This window comes from Rhizobacter sp. P2_G4, assembly GCF_056403575.1.
In genome coordinates this window covers 529,948-553,008 of sequence record NZ_JBFUFG010000004.1, presented here as the reverse complement: position 1 = coordinate 553,008, position 23,061 = coordinate 529,948, and the positions used below count along the sequence as shown (strand labels likewise).

At 67.1% G+C, this 23,061-nt stretch carries 20 protein-coding genes; 2 read left to right on the top strand and 18 right to left on the bottom strand.

The window, feature by feature from the left end; genetic code table 11:
• Nucleotides 1-28: 28 nt before the first annotated feature.
• Nucleotides 29-691 carry a DUF3313 domain-containing protein gene (locus AC1DYS_RS18520; protein WP_477901764.1) on the bottom strand — a complete coding sequence of 221 codons (663 nt, stop codon included), beginning with the start codon at nucleotides 689-691 and terminating at the stop codon, nucleotides 29-31.
• A 131-nt stretch (nucleotides 692-822) separates the two neighbouring features.
• Here AC1DYS_RS18520 and AC1DYS_RS18515 point away from each other — a divergent pair, with 131 nt between their 5' ends.
• Nucleotides 823-1,506 (top strand): TetR/AcrR family transcriptional regulator C-terminal domain-containing protein, encoded by a 684-nt coding sequence (locus AC1DYS_RS18515; RefSeq protein ID WP_477901762.1) that lies wholly within the window; start codon nucleotides 823-825, stop codon nucleotides 1,504-1,506.
• A 15-nt stretch (nucleotides 1,507-1,521) separates the two neighbouring features.
• On the opposite strand, the gene AC1DYS_RS18510 is transcribed toward AC1DYS_RS18515, so the two are convergent.
• From AC1DYS_RS18510 to AC1DYS_RS18465, 10 genes are all read right to left on the bottom strand, one after another.
• The gene (locus AC1DYS_RS18510; protein WP_477901760.1) at nucleotides 1,522-2,118 is read right to left on the bottom strand and encodes a DUF938 domain-containing protein; all 597 of its coding nucleotides are present in this window, start codon (nucleotides 2,116-2,118) and stop codon (nucleotides 1,522-1,524) included.
• A 46-nt stretch (nucleotides 2,119-2,164) separates the two neighbouring features.
• Nucleotides 2,165-2,914 (bottom strand): FAD-binding oxidoreductase, encoded by a 750-nt coding sequence (locus AC1DYS_RS18505; RefSeq protein WP_477901758.1) that lies wholly within the window; start codon nucleotides 2,912-2,914, stop codon nucleotides 2,165-2,167.
• On the bottom strand, nucleotides 2,907-3,512 hold the full coding sequence (locus AC1DYS_RS18500) for a sulfite oxidase-like oxidoreductase (protein ID WP_477901756.1): 606 nt from the start codon (nucleotides 3,510-3,512) through the stop codon (nucleotides 2,907-2,909). The genes AC1DYS_RS18505 and AC1DYS_RS18500 overlap by 8 nt, the downstream gene beginning before the upstream one ends.
• A gap of 45 nt (nucleotides 3,513-3,557) precedes the next feature.
• Nucleotides 3,558-3,962, bottom strand: coding sequence for a hypothetical protein (locus AC1DYS_RS18495; RefSeq protein ID WP_477901754.1), 405 nt, complete (start codon nucleotides 3,960-3,962; stop codon nucleotides 3,558-3,560).
• Nucleotides 3,963-4,105: 143 nt separating this feature from the next.
• The gene (locus tag AC1DYS_RS18490; RefSeq protein ID WP_477901752.1) at nucleotides 4,106-5,467 is read right to left on the bottom strand and encodes a S8 family serine peptidase; all 1,362 of its coding nucleotides are present in this window, start codon (nucleotides 5,465-5,467) and stop codon (nucleotides 4,106-4,108) included.
• Complete coding sequence (locus AC1DYS_RS18485; protein ID WP_477901750.1) at nucleotides 5,464-6,138, bottom strand: anti-sigma factor; 675 nt, start codon at nucleotides 6,136-6,138, stop codon at nucleotides 5,464-5,466. Before AC1DYS_RS18485 ends, AC1DYS_RS18490 begins: the two co-directional genes overlap by 4 nt.
• Nucleotides 6,122-6,769, bottom strand: coding sequence for an RNA polymerase sigma factor (locus tag AC1DYS_RS18480; RefSeq protein WP_477901748.1), 648 nt, complete (start codon nucleotides 6,767-6,769; stop codon nucleotides 6,122-6,124). Before AC1DYS_RS18480 ends, AC1DYS_RS18485 begins: the two co-directional genes overlap by 17 nt.
• Before the next feature lie 155 nt (nucleotides 6,770-6,924).
• Nucleotides 6,925-7,662, bottom strand: coding sequence for a TorF family putative porin (locus tag AC1DYS_RS18475; protein WP_477901746.1), 738 nt, complete (start codon nucleotides 7,660-7,662; stop codon nucleotides 6,925-6,927).
• A gap of 17 nt (nucleotides 7,663-7,679) precedes the next feature.
• Nucleotides 7,680-7,940 carry a UBP-type zinc finger domain-containing protein gene (locus AC1DYS_RS18470; RefSeq protein WP_477901744.1) on the bottom strand — a complete coding sequence of 87 codons (261 nt, stop codon included), beginning with the start codon at nucleotides 7,938-7,940 and terminating at the stop codon, nucleotides 7,680-7,682.
• A gap of 20 nt (nucleotides 7,941-7,960) precedes the next feature.
• A complete protein-coding gene (locus AC1DYS_RS18465) occupies nucleotides 7,961-9,646 on the bottom strand; it encodes an FAD-dependent oxidoreductase (protein ID WP_477901742.1) in 1,686 nt (561 codons plus the stop codon).
• A 303-nt stretch (nucleotides 9,647-9,949) separates the two neighbouring features.
• On the opposite strand from AC1DYS_RS18465, the gene msrA reads away from it, so the two are divergent.
• Nucleotides 9,950-10,636 carry a peptide-methionine (S)-S-oxide reductase MsrA gene (msrA, locus tag AC1DYS_RS18460; protein ID WP_477901926.1) on the top strand — a complete coding sequence of 229 codons (687 nt, stop codon included), beginning with the start codon at nucleotides 9,950-9,952 and terminating at the stop codon, nucleotides 10,634-10,636.
• Between the two features lie 24 nt (nucleotides 10,637-10,660).
• On the opposite strand, the gene AC1DYS_RS18455 is transcribed toward msrA, so the two are convergent.
• The 7 genes from AC1DYS_RS18455 to AC1DYS_RS18425 all read right to left on the bottom strand — a co-directional run bounded on the left by AC1DYS_RS18455 (nucleotide 10,661) and on the right by AC1DYS_RS18425 (nucleotide 22,838).
• A complete protein-coding gene (locus tag AC1DYS_RS18455; protein ID WP_477901740.1) occupies nucleotides 10,661-12,226 on the bottom strand; it encodes a hybrid sensor histidine kinase/response regulator in 1,566 nt (521 codons plus the stop codon).
• Complete coding sequence (locus AC1DYS_RS18450) at nucleotides 12,216-13,721, bottom strand: ATPase domain-containing protein (RefSeq protein WP_477901738.1); 1,506 nt, start codon at nucleotides 13,719-13,721, stop codon at nucleotides 12,216-12,218. Before AC1DYS_RS18450 ends, AC1DYS_RS18455 begins: the two co-directional genes overlap by 11 nt.
• A gap of 213 nt (nucleotides 13,722-13,934) precedes the next feature.
• The gene (locus AC1DYS_RS18445) at nucleotides 13,935-15,167 is read right to left on the bottom strand and encodes an alginate lyase family protein (protein ID WP_477901736.1); all 1,233 of its coding nucleotides are present in this window, start codon (nucleotides 15,165-15,167) and stop codon (nucleotides 13,935-13,937) included.
• Between the two features lie 23 nt (nucleotides 15,168-15,190).
• Nucleotides 15,191-18,010: a pectate lyase-like domain-containing protein gene (locus tag AC1DYS_RS18440; RefSeq protein ID WP_477901734.1), complete on the bottom strand. Its 2,820-nt coding sequence runs from the start codon at nucleotides 18,008-18,010 to the stop codon at nucleotides 15,191-15,193.
• Between the two features lie 47 nt (nucleotides 18,011-18,057).
• Nucleotides 18,058-19,974 (bottom strand): chitosanase, encoded by a 1,917-nt coding sequence (locus tag AC1DYS_RS18435; protein ID WP_477901732.1) that lies wholly within the window; start codon nucleotides 19,972-19,974, stop codon nucleotides 18,058-18,060.
• Nucleotides 19,975-20,085: 111 nt separating this feature from the next.
• Nucleotides 20,086-21,786 (bottom strand): RICIN domain-containing protein, encoded by a 1,701-nt coding sequence (locus AC1DYS_RS18430; RefSeq protein ID WP_477901730.1) that lies wholly within the window; start codon nucleotides 21,784-21,786, stop codon nucleotides 20,086-20,088.
• Between the two features lie 359 nt (nucleotides 21,787-22,145).
• A complete protein-coding gene (locus AC1DYS_RS18425; RefSeq protein ID WP_477901728.1) occupies nucleotides 22,146-22,838 on the bottom strand; it encodes an SDR family oxidoreductase in 693 nt (230 codons plus the stop codon).
• Nucleotides 22,839-23,061 lie beyond the last annotated feature (223 nt).

Sequence of the window (23,061 nt, the reverse complement as noted above, 5' to 3'; positions counted from 1 at the left end):
AGTCGCCCCCGCTCATGGCCAGCGCCCCTCAGCGCAGGTACGTGATCAACTGGTCGGCGCCTTTCTGAATACCCACCTCCGACGCGCTCATGGCGCCCAGGCCAGCCTTGAGGTTCCATGCATTGGGGTACTGCTTGGACACGTAAGCCCCGAGCAATGCATTCGTCGAAGAGTCGTAGATCTCGACGGCAAAGCTCACAGAGCCCGTCATGGCGCCTTCCTTGCCGCGTGCGGCTTGCACCGCGTTGTACGGGCCACCGACCAGATCGAATCGGGTGAAGGTGCTCATGAACGCCGTGTTGGCCTTGGCACCGGTCAGCGTGAGCTTGATGCGCAGCGTGTCATCGGCCGGTGCGCGCGAAGTTTTAAGCCGGGTCGACAGCTTCTCAGTGAACTGGGTTTGCATGTACCGGGCGAGGTACTTCTTGTCCTGGTCGGAGATGTCTTCGAACTGGTTGTCCGTGCCGCGGTAGATGACCACGGGGTCGACGATGAAGGCGGCATACCGGCTCCAGTCGGTGTCGGACTTGTATTCGTATGGCACCCGGCCGTCACTGTCCCGCTCGTTGGCTTGCAACTTCGACGACGACGCCAGGCCGGAGTACGGCACAGGCTGCGTGGTAGAGCACGCTGCCAGGGCGGCACAAAGGGCAGCCAAACTGGCCAGTCGAGACAGGTTGAAGGTATGCATGTGAGGTCTTCCGATGGGTGGAGGATTGAGAGGCGACAGAGCCATGGGATAGGCAGCAACACGTATGCGGTGGTCACTACAAGGAGCTGCTCCTCGGGCGTCAAATCGATACCGATCTGTACAGTTCATTATTGGATGGGCAGTGGAACGGTGTCAAGAAAAATGTACAGTTGGGTTCATTTTTGGGAGACACGATGAAAGTGCGAACGGAAGCACGGCGCAGCGCCATCGTTGAAACGGCCGCCGAGCTGTTCAAGGAAATGGGCTACGAGCGGGCGTCGATGAACGAGCTGGCCAAGCGCTTCGGCGGTTCGAAGGCCACCCTGTACGGGTACTTCCCTTCCAAAGAGGAGCTGTTCATCGCGGTCGTCGAGGCGGTGGCCACTGGCCACCTTGTCGAAGCGACACAAGAACTGGCTGCCGAAGTGACCGTGGGGCGCGCCGCGCTGGAGGCGCGGCTCGCGCAATTCGGCGAGCGCATGCTCAATGTGCTGACGCATGACGAGAGCGCGCTCGCGGTCTACCGCATGGTCGTGGCCGAAGCAGGCCGTTCGAACGTGGGGCAGCTGTTCTACGACTCGGGCCCGGCCGAAGCCATGGAGGCGATTGCGGGGCTGCTGTCGGCGGCCATAGAGCGCGGCGAACTCCGCCGCTCAGACCCGAAGGTGGCGGCCGCGCACTTCACCGCATTGGTCACGGCGGAGATCGACGCGAGGCTGTATCAACGAGACCCGCTGCCGCTGACGCTCGAAGAAATTCGTCTGATGGTCGGCCGTGCCCTGGATATGTTCTTCAACGGCGCCGCACAGCGCTGAGCGTTGCGCTACGCGTCAGGGCCGCTTCAACTTCCAGGTGATGCAGCGGTTGTTCGCCGGCATGGCGCGGTCTTCGACGAGGGCCAGTCCTGCCCCTCGCGCGATCGCATCGACGTCTTCGAAGTCGCGAATGCCACGCCGCGGATCGCCCTCGCGCAGCGACGCATCGAAAGCCGCATTGCTCGGGCTGGTGAACTCGCCGCCGTAATTGAACGGGCCGTAGACCACGAGCACGGCCCCATCGCTCATCAATTGCGGCAGCAGCGCGAAGAGGCGCTGCACTTCGCTCCAGCCCATGATGTGCAGCGTGTTGGCGCTGAAGACCGCGTCGAACTCGCTTGCAGGCGCGTCGCCGTTGATGTCGAAGCTCAGCGGTGGCGGTGTATTCGCGAGCGCGGCTTCGGACAGCCATTGCCGAATGCCGTCCAGATGGGCCGGAACGTCCGACGTCTGCCACAGCAAGTGCGGCAAGGCTCGCGCGAAGTGCACTGCATGCTGCCCGGTTCCGCTGCCGATCTCGAGCACGCGGGTTCGATCGGCAAAGTGCTGCTGCAGCACCTCGAGAATGACATGCTGGTTGCGCTCGCAGGCGGGAGAGAACGGTTTTTCCATGCGATCGATTGTGCGCGCGGGATTCTTCGTCAAATCAGCGCAAGGGCTACGTGCCGTAGCGCTCGGTGCGAATCGCAGCCACCGGAATCTGCGCGGCCATCGCCGCATCGGTGGCCACGTTGACGAAGCCGTTGGAGCCGCAGACGAACACGTGCTTCGGCGGAGCGGGCAGACGGCGCATCACATCGACCAGCATCTCGTGGTCGATGCGGCGGCCGTAGTCGGATGCACTTCGCGCCGGTTCGCGCGTCAGCGCCAGCGCAAGCGAGAAGCCGGTTTGCGCGTGGTGCAGGCTCAGCAGCTCATCGCGAAACGGCACGTCGCTCCAGCTGCGAGAAGACAGCAGCAGCACCGTCGGCACACCGGACTGCGCGGCGCTGCGGTGCCGGATCATCGACATCAGCGGCACCACACCCGAGCCTGCGCCGATCAGGAGCAGCGGCCCGCCGTCGGTGTGGCGCCAGATGAAGTGGCCACCCAGCGGGGCCCTCAGCTCGATCTCGTCGCCAACCTCGACCACGTCGTGGAAGAACGGCGACACCTCGCCATCACCCAGCCGCTCGATTGCGAGCTCGATCGTATCGGCGTGCGTCGCGGGCGGCGAGGCGATCGAGTAGCTTCGAACGGCGCTGTAGCCGTTCTCTGCCGTCAGCCGCAAGTCCAGGTGCTGGCCCGCGACGAAGTCGAAGGGCACCGTGGGCTTGACCCAGAAGCTCTTGATGCGCGCCGTGAGCGGGCGAGCGTCGACGACGGTGGCCGATTGCCAACCGACGCCGGCCGCGGCTGTTTCAGTCATCCGTGTAGCGCTGCTCACGCCAAGGATCGCCATACATGTGATAGCCGCGCAGCTCCCAGAACCCGGCCTCGTCGCGCTGTGTGAACTGCAGGCCCTTCAGCCACTTCGCCGACTTCCAGAAGTACAGATGCGGCACCAGCAGCCGCGCAGGCCCGCCGTGGTCTCTTTCGAGCGGGTGGCCTTCGTAGCGAAGCGCCACCATCGCCTTGCCGCCCACCAGATCGGCCAGCGGCACGTTGGTCGAGTAGTCGTCGTGCGAGTGGGCCAGCACGAAGGGTGTCGGCGCAGTGAGGCCGGCGGCGGCAATGATGTCGTCGACGAGAACGCCTTCCCACGGCGTGTCCAGCTTGGACCAGGTGGTCACGCAGTGGATGTCGCAGGTCAGCCGCGTCTGCGGCAGCTGATTGAACTCGTCCCAGCTCCACCGAACGATGGGCTTCGGGCCGACCTTGAGTTCGAAGAACCAGCGATCGAGTTCGATGCGCGGCGCAGGCCCTGCAGACAGCACCGGGAAGTCATCCACCAGGTGCTGCCCGGGCGGCGTGCGCGCCGCCAAGCCGGCGGGCTGTTGTCGGCCGATGAAACCACGTGTGGCCATGAGTGCTGCTCCCGGTGTTGACCCAGGACGCACTCTAGCGCCTGGTCACATGCAGCTCACGGTGACGCTGTGCGTGTGTGAACTCGTCTCCGTCGACGTGGCCATCACCGTCTGCCCGTTCTTCAGCATCTGCAGCAGGCCCGCGGTGAAGGTCACGACGTGATCGTGTGTCCCCGAGCCTCGGATGCTGTAGCTCTTGTCGGTGGTCGAGTCGAGGTCGGCGGCCGGGATCGCGAGCACGTGGCCGTGGTTGCTGGCAATCACGGCGCTGGCCGGTGTGCATTGGCCCGATGGTGGCGGCGGGGGTGGAGGCGCGGGGGGAGGTGGAGCCGGCGCGGGCGCCGGCGCAGAGCCGTAGTCGCCACCTCCTCCGCCGCAGGCCTGCAAGAAAAGCAGCACCGTGCCGCCGGCGGCTGCACCCAGGAATCCCTTGCGCGTGATGTCTGTCATGTCGATCGCTCCTTGACCATGAGTCGCGACGGCGGCCGCTCATTGCGACGGCTCGTGCGCTTCTGTCAGTGAGTGCGAGTGGCGTCGCAAAGAGTTGCTGCCGCGTGAAGATATTTCCGCAGTTGCTTCAACTCACTACACGCTTACGGCACACGAGCCCCGGGTGAAAGCGAGGTAACCGGTGTCTCGGCGACCACCGGGCAGCTGAGCCGCTTGTGCAGGCCGGCGAGCGCAGCGCAGGCGTCGATCGAGCCGCCATCGGCCAGGGCGGTCTGGCTGCGCTCGAGCAAGGCGCGCAGCGCACTCGCGTCCAGCTCCGGCTGCGCGTACAGCAGCAGCGCGGCCACTGCGCTCACATGCGCCGTGGCGAGAGACGAACCCGAGCTGAAGTCATAGTGCCCACCGGGCTCGAGCGTCAGGATGTCGCGGCCCGGTGCCTGCAGCACACCGCTGCGGCCGGCGGCGTGACCCGGCGCGTCGACCGCGATCACGCCTTGAACACCGACCGGGAAGCCCGCGAGGTCGCCATTTGGCGGGACGGCGCCGATCACGATGCGCCCCTTCTTCACCGCATGGCCGACGAGCCGGCCCAGCAGCTCATCGGGTGGCCCGCCCAGGCTCAGGTTGATGATGCGTGCCCCGTCGTCGAGGCTCGCGGCGAGCGCCTGCGCCAGCGTGAACGAGTTGCACCGCGCCCCGCCTCCTTCGGCCGCGCTGCGTGTCCAGCAGGCCTTGTAGAGCGATAGCTTTGCTTCGGGCGCGATGCCGACGATGCCCTGCCGGTTGTTGGCCACCGCCGCGATGATGCCGGCCACTTCGGTGCCATGGCGGTCGCGGCCGAACTGCGCGTCGTCACGGTCGACGAAGTTGCGCACGGTGGCGATGCGGCCCTGCAGGTCAGGGTGCGCGGTGTCTACTCCGGTGTCGATGATGGCGATGCCGACGCCCTGCCCACGCGACACCTGGTGCGCCTGCTCCGCCTTGACGTCGACGAAGCCGTGCTGCAGCGCGGCGTAGGGGTCGTTGTAGCCGCTCTTGATGTTCGTCTTGCTGTCCGCCTCGCTGCTCGTCAACCCGCTGAAGTTCTGCAGCGGCTGCGCGAGTTCGACGCGGGTGTCTCGGCCCAGCGCCGCGAGCAGTTCGTCGCGCACCGCGCCGGGGGGTAGTTCGAGCACCACGCAATGCAAGCGCAAGGCGGTGATCGGCCAGGCAGCGATTTCCTTCAGGTCATAGGCCTTCTTCAACGCCTCCACGGTCTCGCGCGCGCTGGTGCCGACGGCGTAGCGCTGCGTCACCGAGTAGCCCGTCAGCGTCGACCCGGCTTGCGATGGCAGGGTCTCTTTCTTGTTGGCCACGGCGAGGACGATCAGGCGCTCGGGATGCTCGCGCATCAACAGCTCGTCGGCCACATTGACCGGCAAAGCCGCGGGCGGGCTGGCGCAGCCGCACAGCAGCAGCGCCAGGATCAACGAGCATCGCAGCCAGAGCTGCGAGATGGGTTTCACGGCCGCGCGTCGGGTTGAACGATGGGCTCGACCAGTTGCAGGCCGGGTGCCGCGCGCAATGCGTCGAGCTGCTTGTCGAGCGCAGCGCCCGGCGCCAGCGATGCCAGGCCGTACGCACCGACCGCGTTGGGCCCGCTGACCACCTGCAGGTTCAGGCCTTGCAGCAAACGCTGCAGTTCATCGGCGCGCAGGCCGGGCGTGGGCACGATGCGGATCGTCGCCTGCGCACCGGTCACCACAGCGGGCAGGCTGAGCGTCTGGTAATCGGGCGCGCGATACAGCAAGCCCATGCCGAGCACCGAGATGCCGATGGCTTCGACGACCACTGCCATCGTCAGCCCATAGACCAGCCAACGCGCCGACCCGCGGCGCTCGTGGCGTGGACCGGGAGCCGAGGCACCAGCCACGGCTGCGTCGGCTTCGGCGTCATCGATGCGCTGGAACAGCCGCTTCAATCCCGCGTCGGCATTCGTCAGCGTGGTCGCTTGTTCCGATGTCATCGCGGCCTGCAATTCGCGCTGGCGCGCCAGCTCGTCACGGCAGTCAGCGCAGTCGGGCACATGCGCTTCGACCACGCGGCGCTGGTCTTCAGTCGCGCTTCCGTTGACGACCCAGGGGATCGCGTCCCAGGTGCGGCGGTGTTCGGCGGTGGTGTCAGTGGTGTTCGTCATCTTGAATGTCCTCTTGCGGCTTCGGCGCTGTACCGCGCCCTTCGGCCAGGCCACCGGCCAGTGTGGGCAGCAGATTGCGCAGCCTCACCCGGGCGTGGAACATGCGCGCCTTCACGGTGCTGACCTGGCACCCCATGATGGCCGCAATCTCTTCGAGCGAATGGCCGGCGCCGTAGGCCAGCTCCAGCGTCAACCGCTGGTCGGTCGTCAAACGGCTCATGCCCTTGGAAACCCAGTCGTTCAGCTCACGCGCGCCTTGCGGGTCGACCAGCGAGTGGCTGCCCTCGCCTTGCTCTGCCGGGTCGACCGGGTCGCTGCCATGCTCGCGCAGCGACTTGAGTGCGCAGCGGTACGCAATGCCCACGATCCAGGTCGAGACGCGCGAATCGCCGCGGAACTGGTCGGCCTTCTGCCAGACGATCCAGAAGGTGTCGTTGATGACTTCCTCGACCACGTCGGCGCGCCTCGTCACGCGGGCCAAGAAGCGGTCGAGCCGGCGGTGATACGAGCGATAGAGCGTCTCGAGCGCGGGGCGGTCGCCCGCCGCCACGAGCTGGATCAGTTCGGCGTCGGTTTCATCCTCGCGCAGCGCGGTGCCGGTCGGGCGGGGTGTCAGCGAAAGGTGCGCCATGGCATGCGTGTTGTAAGCGGTTTTTCGTGTTCGTCTGCCCTTGGGTGCCGCTGCGGCGGAGAAAGGTTGCAAATTCTTTCCGCAATGTGCCGACGGCACCTGCTTCTGAGGAATTACTTGGCGAAGCGAACGCTCTGGAAGCGCTCAGAAGGCGCTCAGAAGGCCCAGGCCAGGCTCGCCGTCCAGCGGTTCGAAGCCTCGTCGCCGAGGCGCTTCTTGGCCGTGGCATCGGTCACGATGTACGACACCTCCAGGTGCGCATCGCCGGTGCGCCGCCCGAGGTCGGCGCCCGCCCCCACGTTGCCGTAGGCGTAGCCGAAGCCCGAGCGGTGGTGCATGTCCTGGTAGCCCAGGCCGGCGGACAAGGCCACGCCGGCCTGCACGGGGTAGCGCCCCACCAGGTCGTAGGCCACGCTGCTGCGGCTGCCGCGGGCCGAGGCCCGGTTGTTGCGCAGGCCGGCGACCGAGAGGACGAGCCGGTCCCGATACGCCGCCGTGGCGATGAACTCGTCACGTTCATAGATGCGCAGTTCGGAGTTCAGCGGGTACGCGTAGTGCACGTAACTCAACTGTGCGCCCCAGTCGTTCGCCAGCTGCCAGGCGTAGCCGAGCTTGCCGAGGAGTTGCAGGCTCCATTCGCCGTTGGACGACAAGCGAAACGCCGCACCGCTCAGGCTCGCCAGCCATGATCCGGCGCCGTAGTAGTTGACGGCGCCCTGCACCGCCGGCCGCCCGCCATCGAGCGCGAATCCGCGCACGATGACGCCCGAGCTCACGCCGATTGACCCATCGATCTCCTGGCCGTGCGCCGCGCCGCTGCCGAGCAGGCAGGCCAGCAAGGCGAGGCGCCATGACGCGAGCCCGCCACGCGGCAAGGCGGCACCGGATCGCACGCTGGGCTCAGGCCGGCTCACCCCACCTGCCGTTGGTGCTGGTTGCACCACATCCAGTCTTCGCCCGGCTCCAGCGAGCGGATGACGGCATGCCCCGTGGCCATGCTGTGCTTCGTGGCGTGCTTGTTCTTCGACGAATCGCAGCAGCCCACGTGTCCGCAGTGAACGCACAGCCGAAGGTGCACCCAGCGGTCACCCATTGCGAGGCATTCTTCGCAGCCCTTGGAGGTAGGCGCGTGCAGTGACGCGGGGACGTGGTCGCAAGGTTTGATGGACATCGATCTCTGCTCCGATAGGTTCAGGCGGCGGCGCTCGCCGCAGCCAGGTACTGGTGGATCTGCGCCACCGCGGCAGCGCCCTCGCCGATGGCCCCGCCCACACGCTTGACCGAGCCGGAGCGCACATCACCCACGGCAAACACACCGGGAATGCTCGACTCCAGCGGCGCCGGTTGCGGCCCATCGGCCGGCGCACCGAGCGCGTTGCCGGTCACGACGAAGCCGTGCGCGTCGACGGCGATCTTGCAGCCGTCGAGCCAGCGCGTCTCGGGGTCGGCACCGACGAAGAGGAACACGTTGCGCAGGTCCTTCCGTTCTTCGACACCGGCACGGTGGTCTCGCCACGACACACCGGCCAGGCCGCCCGGCGCGTCGCCATGCAGCTGCGTGATCTCGGTGTGCGGCCGAAGCTCGATGTTGGGCGTGGCCTCGATGCGGTCGATCAGGTAGCGCGACATGCTGGCCGCGAGGCTGGGCCCGCGCACCAGGACGTGGACCTTGGCCGCGTGCTGCGAGAGAAACACCGCCGCCTGCCCGGCCGAGTTGCCGCCGCCCACGAGGGCCACCTCGGTCTGCGCGCACATCGTGGCTTCGAGCGCCGAGGCCCAGTACCAGATGCCACGGCCCTCGAACTCGCTCAGGCGCGGCACGCCCGGGCGGCGATAGCGGGCCCCGCTGGCGACGACGACGGTGCGCGCGCGCAGGCGCCGCCCGTCGGCCAGCCGGACCACCAGCTCACGGTCCGGCCCGATGCGTGCGCATTCGAGCGACTGCACCTCGGCCGGGATCAGGATCTCGGCACCGAACTTCTGCGCCTGCACATAGGCCCGCCCGGCAAGCGCCTGGCCGGAGATGCCGGTGGGGAAACCGAGGTAGTTTTCGATGCGCGCACTGGCGCCCGCCTGGCCGCCGTAAGAGCGGCAGTCGAGCACCACCACGCGCAGGCCTTCGGAGGCGGCGTACACGGCAGTGGCCAGCCCGGCCGGGCCAGCACCGACCACGGCCACGTCGAACAGCTCGTCGTGCTCCAGTGTGTCGACCATGCCGATGCAGCGGGCGAGCGCGTTCTCGCTCGGATTGACGAGCACCGAGCCGTCGGGGCACACCACCAGTGGCTCTCCGACGGCCGCGCCGTACTGCTCCATCAGCGCCGCGGCGCTCGCGTCCTGGCTGGCGTCGACCACGTGGTAGGGCTCGCCATTGCGGCGCAAGAAGTTCTGCAGCCGCAGCAAATCGGCCGACTGGGGCTGGCCCATCAGCACCGGGCCGCTCGCACCGGCCTCGATGAGCGCCACACGCCGCAGGATCAGCGCACGCACCAGGCGCTCGCCCAGGTCGGCTTCGGCCACGATGAGCGCACGCAACTGCCCCGGCAGCACCAGCAGCGCCTGCAGGTCTTCGTGTGCGATGCCGTCGACCAGCGAGGGCTTGCCCGACAGCGTGCCCACCTCGCCCATGAAGTGGCCACGCACGTGGTGGACGATGGGCACCACGTTGCCGAGGCCGTCACGCTGGCTCACAGCCAGCACGCCTTTCAGCACGACGAACATGCCCGGCCCGGATTCGCCGGCGGTGATGATGCGGGTTCCCTTCGCGTAGGTCTTCACCTCGCCGAAGCGGCTGACGCGCGCGATCTCGGCTTCGGTGAGCACGGGGAACATCTGGTGGCGGCGAGACAAAAGCTCGCTGGGGGCGTCGTCGGCCATCGCAACTCCGGTGAGGTTTTCGGGCGATTAGACGACAGGATGCCCCACCCCTTCCACCACGGCCGTTTTCTCGCGGCGCCTGTAAGCATCGGCACGGCGGCGCGACCAATGGGCCAGCGCAGGGTCTTTGGGAACCGCAGCGCACCCGGGGCAACCCAAGGTGATTCAATGCACTCGATCGTGCAACCCGGATCGCACTGACCGCCTCTTCACCGCCAAGGAATGAAGTTCATCATGCAAAACACATCCACCTCCTCACGCGTCGCCTCCTCAGCTGTCGCTTCCAAACGGCGCCTGCTGACGATGCTCTCGGCCACTGCGCTGGCCGCTGCCGCAGTGTTCTGGTTCTCGCCGAACGCCAAGGCCGAATCGGCCGTGGTGGTGCCGGCCCCCGTCACCGACGCAAGCAACGCCGCCGGCACGGAAACGGCCGTGCTGGCCGGTGGCTGCTTCTGGGGCGTGCAGGGCGTGTTCCAGCATGTGCAAGGCGTGAGCAGCGCGGTGTCGGGCTACTCCGGCGGCGCAGCCAACACCGCCAAGTACGAGGCCGTGGGCTCGGGCTCGACCGGCCATGCCGAGGCGGTGCGCGTGACCTACGACCCGAAGAAGGTCAGCTACGGCAAGCTGCTGCAGATCTATTTCTCGGTTGCGCACGACCCCACCGAACTGAACCGTCAAGGGCCGGACCGCGGCACGCAATACCGTTCCACCATCTTCCCGGCCAATGCCGAGCAGGAGCGCGTGGCCAAGGCCTACATCGAGCAATTGAACAAGGCCAAGACCTTCGGCAAGCCGCTCGCGACCACCGTCGAGCCGCTGAAGGCCTTCTACCCGGCCGAGGCCTACCACCAGGACTTCCTGACGCTGAACCCGAACTACCCGTACATCGTGGTCAACGACCTGCCGAAGATCGACAACCTGAAGCGCCTCTTCCCGGATGCGTACCAGGTGAAGCCGGTGCTGGTGGGCACGGCCACGGCAGCGCGCTGATTCGGCCCCGCGGCTCGCGGAATCTCAGAGCCGCACCAGCGCCTGCTCCACTGCCTCGTAGCTCACCGGCTTGGTGAGGTGCAGGTCGAAGCCGGCGCCCAGCGAGCGGCGGCGGTCTTCTTCGGTGCCGCGCCCGGTCACCGCGACCAGCACGGCGGCGGCATGCTGCGGGTCGCGGCGCAGGCGCGTGGCGACCTCGTAGCCGTTCATGCCGGCCATCTCGATGTCGCAGAACACGGCTTCGGGGTGGAACTCATCGGCAGCACGCAAGCCAGCGGGCGCGCTGAACTCGCGGCGCGTCTGGTGGCCATGCGCTTCGAGCAGCATCGCAAGCGTCTCGGCGGCATCGGCGTTGTCGTCGACGATGAGCACGCGCACGTTCTTCCTGATCGACAGCTCGGGCGCCTCGGGCGGCGCAGCCGCCTCGTCGCGCGCATCGGCCGAGAGCATCGGCATGCGGATGGTGAAGCGGCTCCCGCGGTCCTGGCCGGGGCTCTCGGCCTGTACGGAGCCGCCGTGCAGCTCCATCAGGCGCCGCACCAGCGCAAGGCCGATGCCCAGGCCGCCCTGCGCGCGGTCGAGCGTGCGGTTGACCTGCGCAAACATGTCGAACACATGCGCCAGCATGTTGGCCGGAATGCCCACGCCGCTGTCTTCGACGCTGACCACCACCTCCTCGCCCTCCTTGGCCAGCACCACGTCGATGCGGCCGCCATTCGGCGTGTACTTGCTGGCGTTGTTGACGAGGTTGCTCACGACTTGCGCCAGCCGCGAAGGATCGCCGTAGACCCACGCCGGCTCGTCCAGCAGCCGCACTTCGAGCCGGTGCTGTGCGGCGTCGATGAAGGGCTGGCTGCCTTCGAGCGCCATGCTGACCACCTCGCGCATGTCGACGCGCTCCTTCAGCAGCACCAGCTTGCCGGTGGAGATGCGCGACACCTCGAGCAGCTCGTCGATCAGCTTGACCATCTGGCCCATCTGCCGGTCCATGATCTCGTGCAGCCGTTGCGCCTTCAGCGGGTCTCCCTGTGTCTTGGACAACAGGTGCAGCCCGGCGCGGATGGGCGCCAGCGGGTTGCGCAGCTCGTGCGCCAGCGTGGCAAGGAACTCGTCTTTGCGCTGGTCGGCCTTCACCAGCGCCTGCTCGGCGCGCGCCTGCTCCATCAGCTGGTCGCGGATGCGGTATTGCTTGCGCCGGTCGCGCAGCGCCGACTGGATCGCGCTGATCATCGAGCGCGTGGAGACCGGCCGGTCGAGCACCGTCACGTTGCCCAGCAACTCGAGCACCCGAAGCCCCGCCACCGGGGCCTGGTGATCGCGGATCAGCGCCACCACCGGCACGTCGGACCACGCCGGCTGGCTTCGCAGCACCGCCAGCAAGGTGTGCATCTGCGGCCGGGCGAGCACTGCCTCGGTCAGCATCAGCGCGCCCACACCGAGCGGTATCTCGGCGGCCATGTTCTCGAGGTCGGGGCAGACGATGCATTTCACTCCCGCCTGTTCGAGCAGCGAGCAGGTGACTTCTCCGTCCCGGCGCGTGACCGGCAGGACCAGAACCCGCTCGTCGGTGAGCGCGGCGTCAGAGAGCATCTTGGGGGCGTGACATGGGTCGGCCATCGATCGTAGCCTGCAGCTCGACGGGCACACCGGTCAACACGCCACGAAGATGGGTAAGCGGTTCGCTGAGGTGAACGCCCTTGTCGTCGAACCACACCTGGCGGATCGATTCCTCGTGCAACCCGCTGCGCTTCTTCAACGCAGAGATCGCCTTCTTCACCTTGCCGCCATGCTCGAACATGCGCAGCATCACCACGGCATCGGCCAGGTAACTCGCGTCCACCGGCGAACGCATCGAGGGGCCCAGCATGCCGCTCTGCGCTGCGATCAGGAAGGTCGCCACCCCGTGGTTGCTGAGATACGCCAGCAGCTCGTGCAACTGGGCCGTGAGGAACTTGTCTTCCGGCATCGCGTTGAGGTAGCCGTTCAGGCTGTCGATCACGACCACGCGCGCACCGTCTTGCTCGACGGAGCGGCGCACCATGTAGGCAAACTCGCCCGGGGCGATCTCGGCCGGGTCGATCTGGCGCACCATCACCTGGCCGGGGCCGTTGCCCTCGTTCAGCACCATGCCGAGCCCCGCAGCCCGCTCGAACAGCGTGGCCTTCGACTCCTCGAACCCGAAGATCGCCGCATGGTCGCCGCGCGACGCGGCGGCACAGGCGTACTGCAGCGCAATGGTCGACTTGCCCGAGCCCGGTGGCCCCACCAGCAGCGTCGAGGTGCCGCGATCGATGCCGCCGCCTAGCAAGGCGTCGAGCGACGCGATGCCGCTGGGCACTGTCTCGCGCTTGTATTGAGTGCCGTGCCGTGCGCCTGACAGCCGCGGGAACACCGTCAGCCCACCGCGGTGGATGGCGAAATCGTGCAGCCCGCTGTGGAAGTCGCTCCCGCGGAACTTCACCACCCGCAGCTGGCGCAGCGTGCGCCCGTACGGCGGCGTGCTGGAGTCGAGCGAAATGACCCCGTGCGCAATGCTTTGCAGCTGCATGTCGGGCCCTTCGGCGGTGCGGTCGTCGAGCATGAGGACGGTGCAGTTCTGCCCCACGAGAAATTGCTTGATGGCGAGTATTTGCCGGCGATAGCGCAGCGAGCTTTGCGCCAAGAGGCGCAGCTCCGAAAGGGAGTCGAACACCATGCGCGTCGGCTTGAGCCGCTCCACGGCGCTCAGTGCCTTGCGCGTGGTGTTGCTCAGCTCCACCTCGGAGGGGTGGTACATCGTCAGGTCGCTTTCGCCGTCGACCTGCAACTCGTCGGCGAAGAGCTCCAGGATGTCGATGCCATCGAGCGACCAGCCGTGCGACCTGGCGTTGGAGACCAGCTCGCCCCGCGTCTCAGACAAGGTGACGTACAGGCACCGCTCACCCATCCGCACACCATCGAGCAGGTACTGCATCGCCAGCGTGGTCTTGCCGGCGCCGGGATTGCCGTCGATCAGGTAGAGGCGGCCGGCAATGAGCCCACCGTGAAGTATTTCGTCCAGCCCGGCCACACCAGTCGGCGAACGGACAAGAGGGTCGCTCGTCATGATTTATTGAAAGCGTTTGTGATGCTCCCATGATGCTGAGGCGGCAAAAATCCGTCTGTAGGACGAGGCCGCTTTGGGCAATCGGCGTGCCTGCCAGCATGCTGTCTCAGCCGGGGGAATTCACTTCGTACGGATCGCTTCCCAGCGAGCCGTACGTGAGCTTGCACTTACCCGCCTTGCCAGCCGTCGACCGGCCGGCGGGCCGGGGCCAAGTCAGTAATCGTCGCGGCCGTGGGTGGCAGTGGTAAAGCCGAGGAACTGCATCGAAGCCCCGTCCGGGCGGCGCGCCTTTGCCAGCGCCTGGAAGGCGGGAATGGGCACGCCCCGGTTCATGTAGCCGTTGACCGCGATGTCCATGTAGCCGGCCTCCAGGTGCTGACCCTTGCAGTTGCGCACGCCGCTGCCGCTCTGGAGCGACTTCGCCATGTACTCCAGGCCCTTGGCCAGGCGCGGCGTGGTCTCGCCGGCGCCCTTCCACATCCAGACCGAGGTGTCGCCAGCCTGGATCACGGCGATCTCGGCGGCCTGGGCGAGGCCCTCGAGGTTGTACTGCGGGTGGGTGCAGTCGCGCGCCTTCAGTTCATTCACTTCGCCGCTCGCGAACACCGACAGCGGGATCATCTCGGTGATGCGCTGCAAACCGGCCGCGTAACGCGTCGGGTTGTCCTGATACGCGCCGGCCGCCATCATCGCCAAGCCCGCTGACACGGCCCAGTTGTTGACGCGGGTGCGCGCCTTCGCGGCTTCGGTGTACTGGCGGTCCACAAAGCCGCTGAACGTGGCGATGTCGCTCGCCGACCAGCCCGCCTCGCCGTTGTTGTGGTGGCGCATGACCTCGGCTGCGCTCACCCAGACCGGTAGCATCCACGCCGCCTCGAGTTGCACCTGCGCGGCATTCGTGCCCGAAGCGACCGAGAAGGTGCGGAAGGTCCTGGCCCAGTCGTTGAGGATGGCGATGGCCTTGTCGCGGTGGCGCGCGTCGCCGGTCTTCACCCAGCGCAGCGCGTTCAGGTAGGCGGCCTGTGCGTCATTCTTGAAGCGCGCCTCCTGGTCGCCGATGGCGCTGCCCACCACCTGCACGTTGGACAACGCCTTGTGCGAGTAGGTGTACGCGCTCCGCGGGTCGTTGAGCACGACTTGGTAGCCCGTCTTCAACACACTCGGGTTGGCCGAGTTCTGTGCGGCCTTGAAGGCATCGAGCCGGGCCTGCGTGAGAAAGATGCCGGGGTGGCGAAAACTCGTCGGCGTTACGACCTGCGCGGTTTCGCGCGCGACGGCCGCGTCGTCGGTGGGCGCGTCGGCCACCTGTTGCGTGTCGTCGTCCGCAGACTGCGCTGCGCCGGTGTCTTCGTCTGTGTTGCTGCCGCCGCAGGCAACCAGAAGCGCGACCGTGATCGGAGCCAGCGCCCAGCGCAGGCGGCGAGTCTGGGTGGTGATGAAGTTCATGGTGTCGTTCCTTTCTTCAATCGTCATTGCGCCAGGCGGCCGGTGTTCGAAGCGCTGTTCGCCGTGTCGCCGCGGTTGTTCAGCACATGCGTGATCTCGCCCACGCCGCCGAGCGACAGCGTGGTCATGTTGTGGAACTTGATGCCCGAGCCGGTGGGCGCTTCGATCGCGCTGCCGAGCTTCACGCCGTTGTTCGCCGAGAAGAAGCAGTACACGCCGAGTCCCCAGGCTTCGTGCTGGGTGACGCTGCTGCCCACCTTGTACGAGGCGAAGCCATTGGCGCCGTTGTTCTTCCAGCCCGCCTGGTCGGGCACGTCGTACGGTGCTTCGCTTTGATAGAAGTAGGTGCGCCCGCGGTTGCCGTTCCACAGCGTCTGGTACTGGTGGTAGTGCTCGACGAAAAGGCCGTAGACCGTCACGTCGTCGCCATTGACCACCAGGCCGTTCGTGGTGGTGTTGATGTTCCAGCCGACACCGTTGCTGTGGTCGCCGCGCCAGACCCAGAAGTGGTCGCCGATCACGTCATGGCTGTTGATCTTCAGGCTCACCGCGGCACGCCCCACGGCCGCGCCGCCGACGCGAAAGAACGCATCGTGGAGCGAGGTCGGGTTGGCAGCGTGGTCGGCCGAGCTGCCGTTCGGCCCCAGCTCCAGCAGCACCGGCGAGTTGGTGGCGCCGGCGTCGAACAGCAGGCCGGCAATCTTGACGCCGTCGACGTCGGCGACCGACATTGCCGTCACGCCTCCCTCGGCCTGCAGTGTCGCCAACCCGAGACCCAGCAGCACCGTGTTGGCGCGGGTGACGCGCAGCGTGTCGGTGAGCTTGTAGACGCCCGGCGTGAACAGGATGTTCTTGCCCTGCGCCAGCGCTGCATTGATCGTCACCGCTGAGTCCTTGCCCGACTGCGCGACGTAGAAGCTGCTGATGGGCAGCGTCTCGCCAGCCGCGGCCCCGTTGGTCCAGGTCGGCCCCTGGCTGTTGCTGCGCAGCGCCGGCACGAACACGCCGTACTGCCCGTTCGTGAAGGTGAGGAAGGGTTTTTCGCGCACCACCGGCGTCTGGCCGATGGTGGTGTAGGCCGGGTTGGGCCAGCTGTTGGCGGCCGGTGCGCCGTTCACGCCGACGAACACCATGTTCCAGCCACCACTGTCCCAACCGTTGAGCTGCGAGTTGCGCGTGAGCCATTGCTGCTGGCCACCGGAGTTGATGGAGCCATCGATCTTCGAGTCGGCAATGAAGCCACCGCTCGACCAGCCGCCGTCGTCGAGCACCATGCCGCCGCGCACATGCACGCGGCGGAATGCCGAGGCCTGTGAGACGGCCCATTTCGACACGCCGCCATTCGGCGTGATGGCGAGGTTCTCGATGCCGCGCCAGAAGTTCTGCGTCGCGTTGCCGTCGAACCAGCGCGCATCGGCCTGCACCGTGCCGGTGATGCCAACGTCGTCGGGCGAATTGCCGAGGCCCAGCACCTGGGTGTAGAAGCCGACCTTCACGTTGACCTTGTACGAGCCGGGCTTGAACACCAGCGCGTAGCGCGCGTTGCCGAACTGGTTGGACTCCTGCTCGCTGAACACACGGTCGACCTGCGACTGGATGGACGCGGCGGACATCGAGGGGTCGAACACCAGAACGTTCGCGCCGAGGGATGGCGCGGGAGATGGCGCAGGTGCAGGTGCAGGTGCAGGGGCTGGCGCCGGAGCAGGTGCCGGGCTGGGTGCGGGAGCTGGCGCTGGACTCGGTGCCGGCGCAGGTGCGGGACTCGGTGCAGGCGCCGGTGCGGGCGATGGCGCAGGAGCGGGTGCCGGCGCATCCGACACCGGCTTGAAGCGCCAGCGCTGATTGCTGCTACCAGCACAGTCCCATTGCTGGATGCTGCCGCCCGGTGTGGTGCTGAGGTCCTTCACGTCCAGGCACTTGCCGCTGTTCTGCGCCTGCACGCGGAAGCCCGCCGCATCTGCCGTGACCAGGAAACGCTGGTTCGCGCCGGTAGACGAAGCCCACTGCTGGATCAGCGCGCCGTTGGCGGCGGACACATCGGTCACGTCGAGCGACTTGCCGCTGTTCACGTTGACCAGCCGGTAGGCACCAGCCGCTTCGGCCGTCAGCTCGAAACGCTGCGAGTCGGTGCTGCTGCAACTCGATTGCTGCAGCTTGGCGCCATCGGCCACGCTGGCACCGGTGATGTCGAGGCACAGGCCCGAGCTCTCGGCGCTCACGTTGTAGCGGCCCACCGGCAAGGCGCCGCGGGCGGTCGCGAACGGGACGAGCTGAAACTGCTGCGCGCCGGTGCCGTTGCAGGCGTACTGCTGGATGTTCGCGCCATCGGCGAGCGACGCAGCGGCCACGTCCACGCACTTGCCGCTGCCCACGTTCACCAGCGTGTAGCGGTTACCGGAGACACGCTGCAGCGCGAAGCGTTGCGCGTTGCTGCCGTTGTCGGCCCACTGCTGCACGTTGGCGCCGTCGGCCAGCGACGCGCTCGCCACGTCCATCACCTTGCCGCTGCCGGCGTTGGTGAGCTTGTAGATGCCGGCCGACACCGCCGTCAGGTCGAAGGCCTGCGCGAGGTTGTTGTTGCAGGCAACCTGCTGGATGTTGCCGCCGTCTGCCTTGCTCGCGCCGGCCACGTCGATGCACTTGCCGCTCGAAGCATTGACGAGCACGAAGCGACTCGACAGCACGGGCATTGCGATGGCCGCCGCCTTCTCGCGCTGGGTCTCGGCGCTGGCCGCAGATGCATCTGTCTTGTCGGCGCCGCCGCAACCGGCGAGCACGCCGAGGGCAAGCGCCAGCGGCAAAGGCGCGGCATGGAGCCGGGTGGATGGATTCTTCTTGCGCATGGAGTCTCCTGGTGAAGGCGTGGCGGGTTGCGGCTGGCGAGGGCGTGCTACTTGATCGTGTAGCTGTCGCCGTACACCTTCCAGGTGAGCGGCGTGTTCAGGTCGAGGTTGGCTGCCTTCAGCCACACGCGCTGCGCGGTCTCGACGCGGCTCACGTCGCTGTGTGCCTCTTCGGTCTTCATGGCAGCCACACGGGCATCGAGGAAGGCGTTGAGGTAGGTGGTCTCATTGCCGCCCTGGGCGGGTGTCTTGGCCTTGGCCATCGCAGCCTTGCGGATGCCGCCGAAGCTCACGCCGTCGTTGCCCGGGCCGTGCATCACGATCGCGTCGTAGTACGCGAACTGACCGAGGGCATGCAGGCCGTCGGCCTTGGCCTGTTGCACCGCGGGGTTGAAGTAGACGCCGTCGCGCTCGAAGTCCTGCGACTGCTGGAACACGGTGTCGGCGGCCGCCGTCTTCCAGTCGCCGGTGAAGTTCGGGTCGAGCCCGCTGTGCGACTCGCTGCCGTTGACCTTCTTGAGCGCCGGCAGGTACTTGGCCAGCACGTTGCCCGGCTTGAGATTGGTGTACTCCTGCACCACCTCGAGCATGTCGCCCGTGCCCGAGCAGAAGCCGATGATGCCGGCGGTGTAGCCGCGGCCGTCGTTGATGTCCTGGATGTAGGCGTACTGCGCCTTCCAGTTCAGCGACGAGTTCTCGGCACTGGAGACGATCTGCATCGCGATGTCCTTCTTGCGCACATCGGTGAGGTCGGCTGACGCGGGAGCCGGTGCAGGTGCAGGTGCAGGTGCTGGGGCGGGTGCGGGCGCCGGAGCCGGGCTGGGTGCTGGGGCGGGAGCCGGCGCGGGACTCGGTGCTGGCGCGGGAGCCGGTGCAGGCGCTGGGGCCGGAGCGGGTGCCGGCGCCGGCGAACCGACGGCCGTGAACTGCCACTGTTTATTCGTGCCGCCGCCGCAGTCCCATTGCTGGATGCGCGCGCCGGCTTGCAAGCTGCGGTCCTTCACGTCGACACACTTGCCGCTGTGGCGTGCCTTGATGGCAAAGCCGTCGCCGGAGGCGGTGATGGCAAAGCGCTGGTTGTCGCTGCCCGCGCTGGCCCACTGCTGGATCAGCGCGCCATTGGCGGTCGACACGTCGGTGACATCGAGCGACTTGCCGCTGCTCGCGTTGACCAGGCGGTAGCTGCCGCTGGCCTCGGGCCGCAGCTCGAAACGTTGCGAGGCCGTGGCGACGCAGGCGTTCTGTGCGGTCTTGGCGCCATTCGCGTTGCTGCCGCCTTCGACGTCGAGGCACAGGCCCGATGACACCGCTTTCACCTGGTACACGCCGACCGGCAGCGCGCTGCGGCTGGTGCCCACGCGCGGGTAGAAACGGAACTGCTGGCCGCCGCCGGTATTGCAGCTCGCCTGCTGCAGCAGCGCGCCGTCGGTCAACGACGCGCCGACCACGTCGACACACTTTCCGCTGCCCACGTTGACGAGCGAAAAGCGGTTGCCACCCACATGCTCGACGCGAAAGCGCTGTGCGTTGGTGCCGTTGTCGACCCACTGCTGGATGGCCGCGCCATCGCTGGTCGAAGCGGAGGCCACGTCGACTGCCTTGCCACTGCCGGTGTTGAGCAACTTGTAGATGCCAGGCGACACCTCGCTCAGTTCGAAGGCCTGCGCGAGGTTCTTGTTGCAGTTGGCCTGCTGCAGCCGAGCGCCATCCGCAGTGCTGCCGCCAGCCACGTCGACGCACTTGCCGCTCAATGCATTCACCAACGCATAACTTCCAGTCGACATGGCATACGAGCCGCCGAGAACGGCAGCTTGGACGGCTTGCGGCGTCTCGGTGGCTTGCTGTGAACCAGCCGCAGGGTCCTCGCTGCCGCCGCAACCTGCGAGAAAGGCGGCACCGATGGCCAGCACCAGCGGCAGTGGTTTGAAGGGAAGACGGGATGGGTTGGCGATTGAAGGGCGCATGAATCACTCCAGAAACGGATACGGTGGGTGCGCCGTGGCGGACCTGCGGCAGAACGATCTGCGCAGGCCCGCACACGGGCTCGTGAAAAGCTGGCTGAGAGTTCGGTAGCGTCAGTTGCAGGACGCAACGGCTTGCCACAGGCTGGCCGTGGCGGCCGGATGCCAGCCGGCACCCGCATAGGCGGTGTGCGTGACCAGGGCCTTGTATGGCTTGCCCTGGTCGATGACCACCGTGCCGACCTGGTAGGTCTTGCCCTCGGTCCACACCGCACAGCTTGGCGCGGGTGCGGGGGCCGGTGATGGCGCCGGGGCAGGAGCTGGTGCTGGCGACGGTGCGGGAGCAGGCGCGGCCGTCACCGGCACCAGTACCCAGCGCTGGTTGGCACTACCGGCGCAATCCCACTGCTGGATGCGTGCGCCGGCGGCGCTGTTCCAGTCTTTCACGTCGAGGCACTTGTTGCTGTTCTTCGCCTGGATCGCGACCACGTTGCCGTCTGCGGTGACGGCGAATCGCTGGTTGTCGGTGCCTGCGCTCGTCCACTGCTGGATCAGCGCGCCGTTGGCGGTGGACACATCGGTCACATCGAGCGACTTACCGCTGTTGACGTTGACGATGCGGAAGGTGCCGCTCGCGTCCGGCACGAACGAGAACTGCTGCGACGCGGCCGTGCTGCACACCGACTGGCGCGTCTTCGCGCCGTTGGCCGTGCTCGCGCCTTCGACGTCCAGGCACAGGGCCGAGAAGGCCGAGCGCACCTGGTAGGTCTTGGTCTCGGTGGGCGGCGGCGGTGCAGGCGGCGGGGGCGGAGGTGCCGGCGTGCTGCTCTTGGCGGCGGCGAAGGTCTGGTAGTACTCGTAGTCGCGCGTGTTGGCGCGGCTGTACTCGTTCAGGCTGCCCGAGCCCACGCGGTCGCGCTGCGCCGCCCAGTAGGCGATCAGGCCGACGCCCTTCTGCTTCACGAAGTTGGTCACGGTCAACGCGTCGGCCGGCGTGAAGATCTCGGACGCTTCGTCGTTCTGCCCGATCATCGGCGTGATGCCGATCATGGCCCACAGCTGTGCGTCGGTCTTGCTCGGGTAGATGCCCTTCAACTGGTTGAAGGTCGACTGCGCAGCCGACACCGCGAGGTCGCCCATCTTCTTGCCGCCGCTGTAGTAGCTGCCGTAGTCCATGGCCATGATGTTGACCATCGAGACGTTGACGCCGGCCTGCGCCGCGCCGCGCACCAGGGCCACGGCCGAGTCGGGTAAGCCGCCCGGCTCCGACGACGCGCGGAATGGGTTCACCGGCAGCGTGAACGACGTGTAGAGATCGGGGTAGATGCCTTGCAGCTGCTTGATGGCGGCGTTGCGCACGCCGTTGAGCCGTGTGTCACCGAGCTGGCCGCCTTCGATGTCCCAGTCGATCATGTGCGTGCCGTGCGTGTCCATCAACCGGCGGATCAGCGCCACCAGGTCGTTGGCGGAGCACACCGATTCGAGGTAGGTGCCGGCTGCCCCGCCGAACGAAAGGATCAAGCGCCCGCCGCCGTTGATGTAGGCCTTGACGTCGGCCTTCACAGACGCGTCGTTGAGCGTGGCTTCCATGCCGCCGCCGATGGAGCAGCCGCCGCCCGAGACCGCGAAGGCCAGCGTCATCGCGGCCATGCCGGCACGCGACTTGGCTTCGCTCAAATTCTTGAATTTGTAGGCGCCGCTACCGAAGCCCCAGGTGAAGAAGTACGGCGCGACGATGGTGCCCGCGCAAGCCAGCGAACTGGCGCCCATGCCGACGGCGAGCGCCAGCGCATTCAACTTGAATTTCTTGGTCATGAGTTTTCCCTCCAGACAGGTCGGCGAGCGAGCCGAATGGAGCGGTTCTCATGGGGTTCAGACCTTGCTTCGCGGTGAGGTGCTTCAGCGGCGATCGAAATGACTCGTCACCAGAAGGCACCGTACCGGAGCCGATGAACTGCGACTTTTGTCGCAACTGGAACCGCTTCCGAGGCGGATTGAAGCACTCGGTCTAGACTGGTATTAAAGGGTTTACGCCTAGTCATCCGACAACTTGGTGTCGACATGTTGGCCCGGGTATCCAGGTGATGCGGGACATCGGAATGCCGAATGGGAGCCATCCAGCGGGCCGATAAAACGAGCCTCCGAGGCCCTCGAAAATGACGGTTCCGTTCCGCTCAAGCGCCGAGTTGGACGTGCTGGCCGTGCACCACGTCACCGGCCGGCGACGCCAACGCCGCAATGGTCTGGGCGGCACTGTCGAGCGTGACCCAGGCCGAGCGGTCGGCATCGGGCATCGACTGCCGGTTGGCCGGCGTGTCCATGGTGGTCGGCGCCACGCTGTTGACGGAGATGCCCTGCGCGCGCACCTCGGCCGAGAGCGATTCCACCAGCCGCTGCAGCGCGCTCTTCGAGGCGATGTAGGCGGCCTTCTGCGCCGCGCCCTTGGCGGCCGCCGCGGCGCTCACCGCGATCACCTTGCCACTGCCGTGGCGCAGCATGTTCGGGATCACCGCACGCGTCACCGCGACGAAGGCCCAGGCGTTGAGATTCATCATGCGGTCCCACGACTCGCGCGTCAGCGCGTGCGCGGCCTCGCCCATCTCGAAGCCGCCGGCCACGTGCACCAGCACGTCGACGTGTTCGCCGCCACGCGTGAGCGCCGTCAGCGTGTCACCCATGCTCTGGTCGGAGGTGACGTCGCAGGCCGCGAGCAGCTGGCCGCTGGCGCCGAACAGCGTTTGCAAACGCGCTTCATCGCGGTCGAGGCAGGCGACGCGGTGGCCTTGTGCGGTCAGCAGGCGCACGACGGCCTGGCCCAGGGCACCGGCGGCGCCGGTGACGACGGTGATGCGGGAGTTCTGTGTCATGAGGGCAACCCTATCAGATCAATCAAAGGGTAGGGCCTGTTAACGCTATGGGAGCACTCGCGCCCGGGGTCTGCGAGGTGCAGGGCAAGACGCGGGCGAGGCCGTGTGCCTCTGGCACACAACGAGTCTGCAACGCCGCCCTGCGCCTCGCAAACCCCGGGCCCGAAGGGTGATCTCACGAAACGGCCGCCCACAGCGTTGCAAATGCTCGCTGTAGCAAGTG

Bases quoted from the DNA above. Each gene is read 5' to 3' on its own strand.
- AC1DYS_RS18495 (WP_477901754.1), bottom strand. From the start codon at position 3,962: ATGACAGACATCACGCGCAAGGGATTCCTGGGTGCAGCCGCCGGCGGC.
- AC1DYS_RS18465 (WP_477901742.1), bottom strand. From the start codon at position 9,646: ATGGCCGACGACGCCCCCAGCGAGCTTTTGTCTCGCCGCCACCAGATG.
- msrA (WP_477901926.1), top strand. From the start codon at position 9,950: ATGCTCTCGGCCACTGCGCTGGCCGCTGCCGCAGTGTTCTGGTTCTCG.
- AC1DYS_RS18470 (WP_477901744.1), bottom strand. From the start codon at position 7,940: ATGTCCATCAAACCTTGCGACCACGTCCCCGCGTCACTGCACGCGCCT.
- AC1DYS_RS18485 (WP_477901750.1), bottom strand. From the start codon at position 6,138: ATGACGAACACCACTGACACCACCGCCGAACACCGCCGCACCTGGGAC.
- AC1DYS_RS18505 (WP_477901758.1), bottom strand. From the start codon at position 2,914: ATGACTGAAACAGCCGCGGCCGGCGTCGGTTGGCAATCGGCCACCGTC.
- AC1DYS_RS18430 (WP_477901730.1), bottom strand. From the start codon at position 21,786: ATGACCAAGAAATTCAAGTTGAATGCGCTGGCGCTCGCCGTCGGCATG.
- AC1DYS_RS18480 (WP_477901748.1), bottom strand. From the start codon at position 6,769: ATGGCGCACCTTTCGCTGACACCCCGCCCGACCGGCACCGCGCTGCGC.
- AC1DYS_RS18450 (WP_477901738.1), bottom strand. From the start codon at position 13,721: ATGACGAGCGACCCTCTTGTCCGTTCGCCGACTGGTGTGGCCGGGCTG.
- AC1DYS_RS18520 (WP_477901764.1), bottom strand. From the start codon at position 691: ATGCATACCTTCAACCTGTCTCGACTGGCCAGTTTGGCTGCCCTTTGT.
- AC1DYS_RS18455 (WP_477901740.1), bottom strand. From the start codon at position 12,226: ATGCTCTCTGACGCCGCGCTCACCGACGAGCGGGTTCTGGTCCTGCCG.
- AC1DYS_RS18500 (WP_477901756.1), bottom strand. From the start codon at position 3,512: ATGGCCACACGTGGTTTCATCGGCCGACAACAGCCCGCCGGCTTGGCG.
- AC1DYS_RS18445 (WP_477901736.1), bottom strand. From the start codon at position 15,167: ATGAACTTCATCACCACCCAGACTCGCCGCCTGCGCTGGGCGCTGGCT.
- AC1DYS_RS18425 (WP_477901728.1), bottom strand. From the start codon at position 22,838: ATGACACAGAACTCCCGCATCACCGTCGTCACCGGCGCCGCCGGTGCC.
- AC1DYS_RS18435 (WP_477901732.1), bottom strand. From the start codon at position 19,974: ATGCGCCCTTCAATCGCCAACCCATCCCGTCTTCCCTTCAAACCACTG.
- AC1DYS_RS18510 (WP_477901760.1), bottom strand. From the start codon at position 2,118: ATGGAAAAACCGTTCTCTCCCGCCTGCGAGCGCAACCAGCATGTCATT.
- AC1DYS_RS18440 (WP_477901734.1), bottom strand. From the start codon at position 18,010: ATGCGCAAGAAGAATCCATCCACCCGGCTCCATGCCGCGCCTTTGCCG.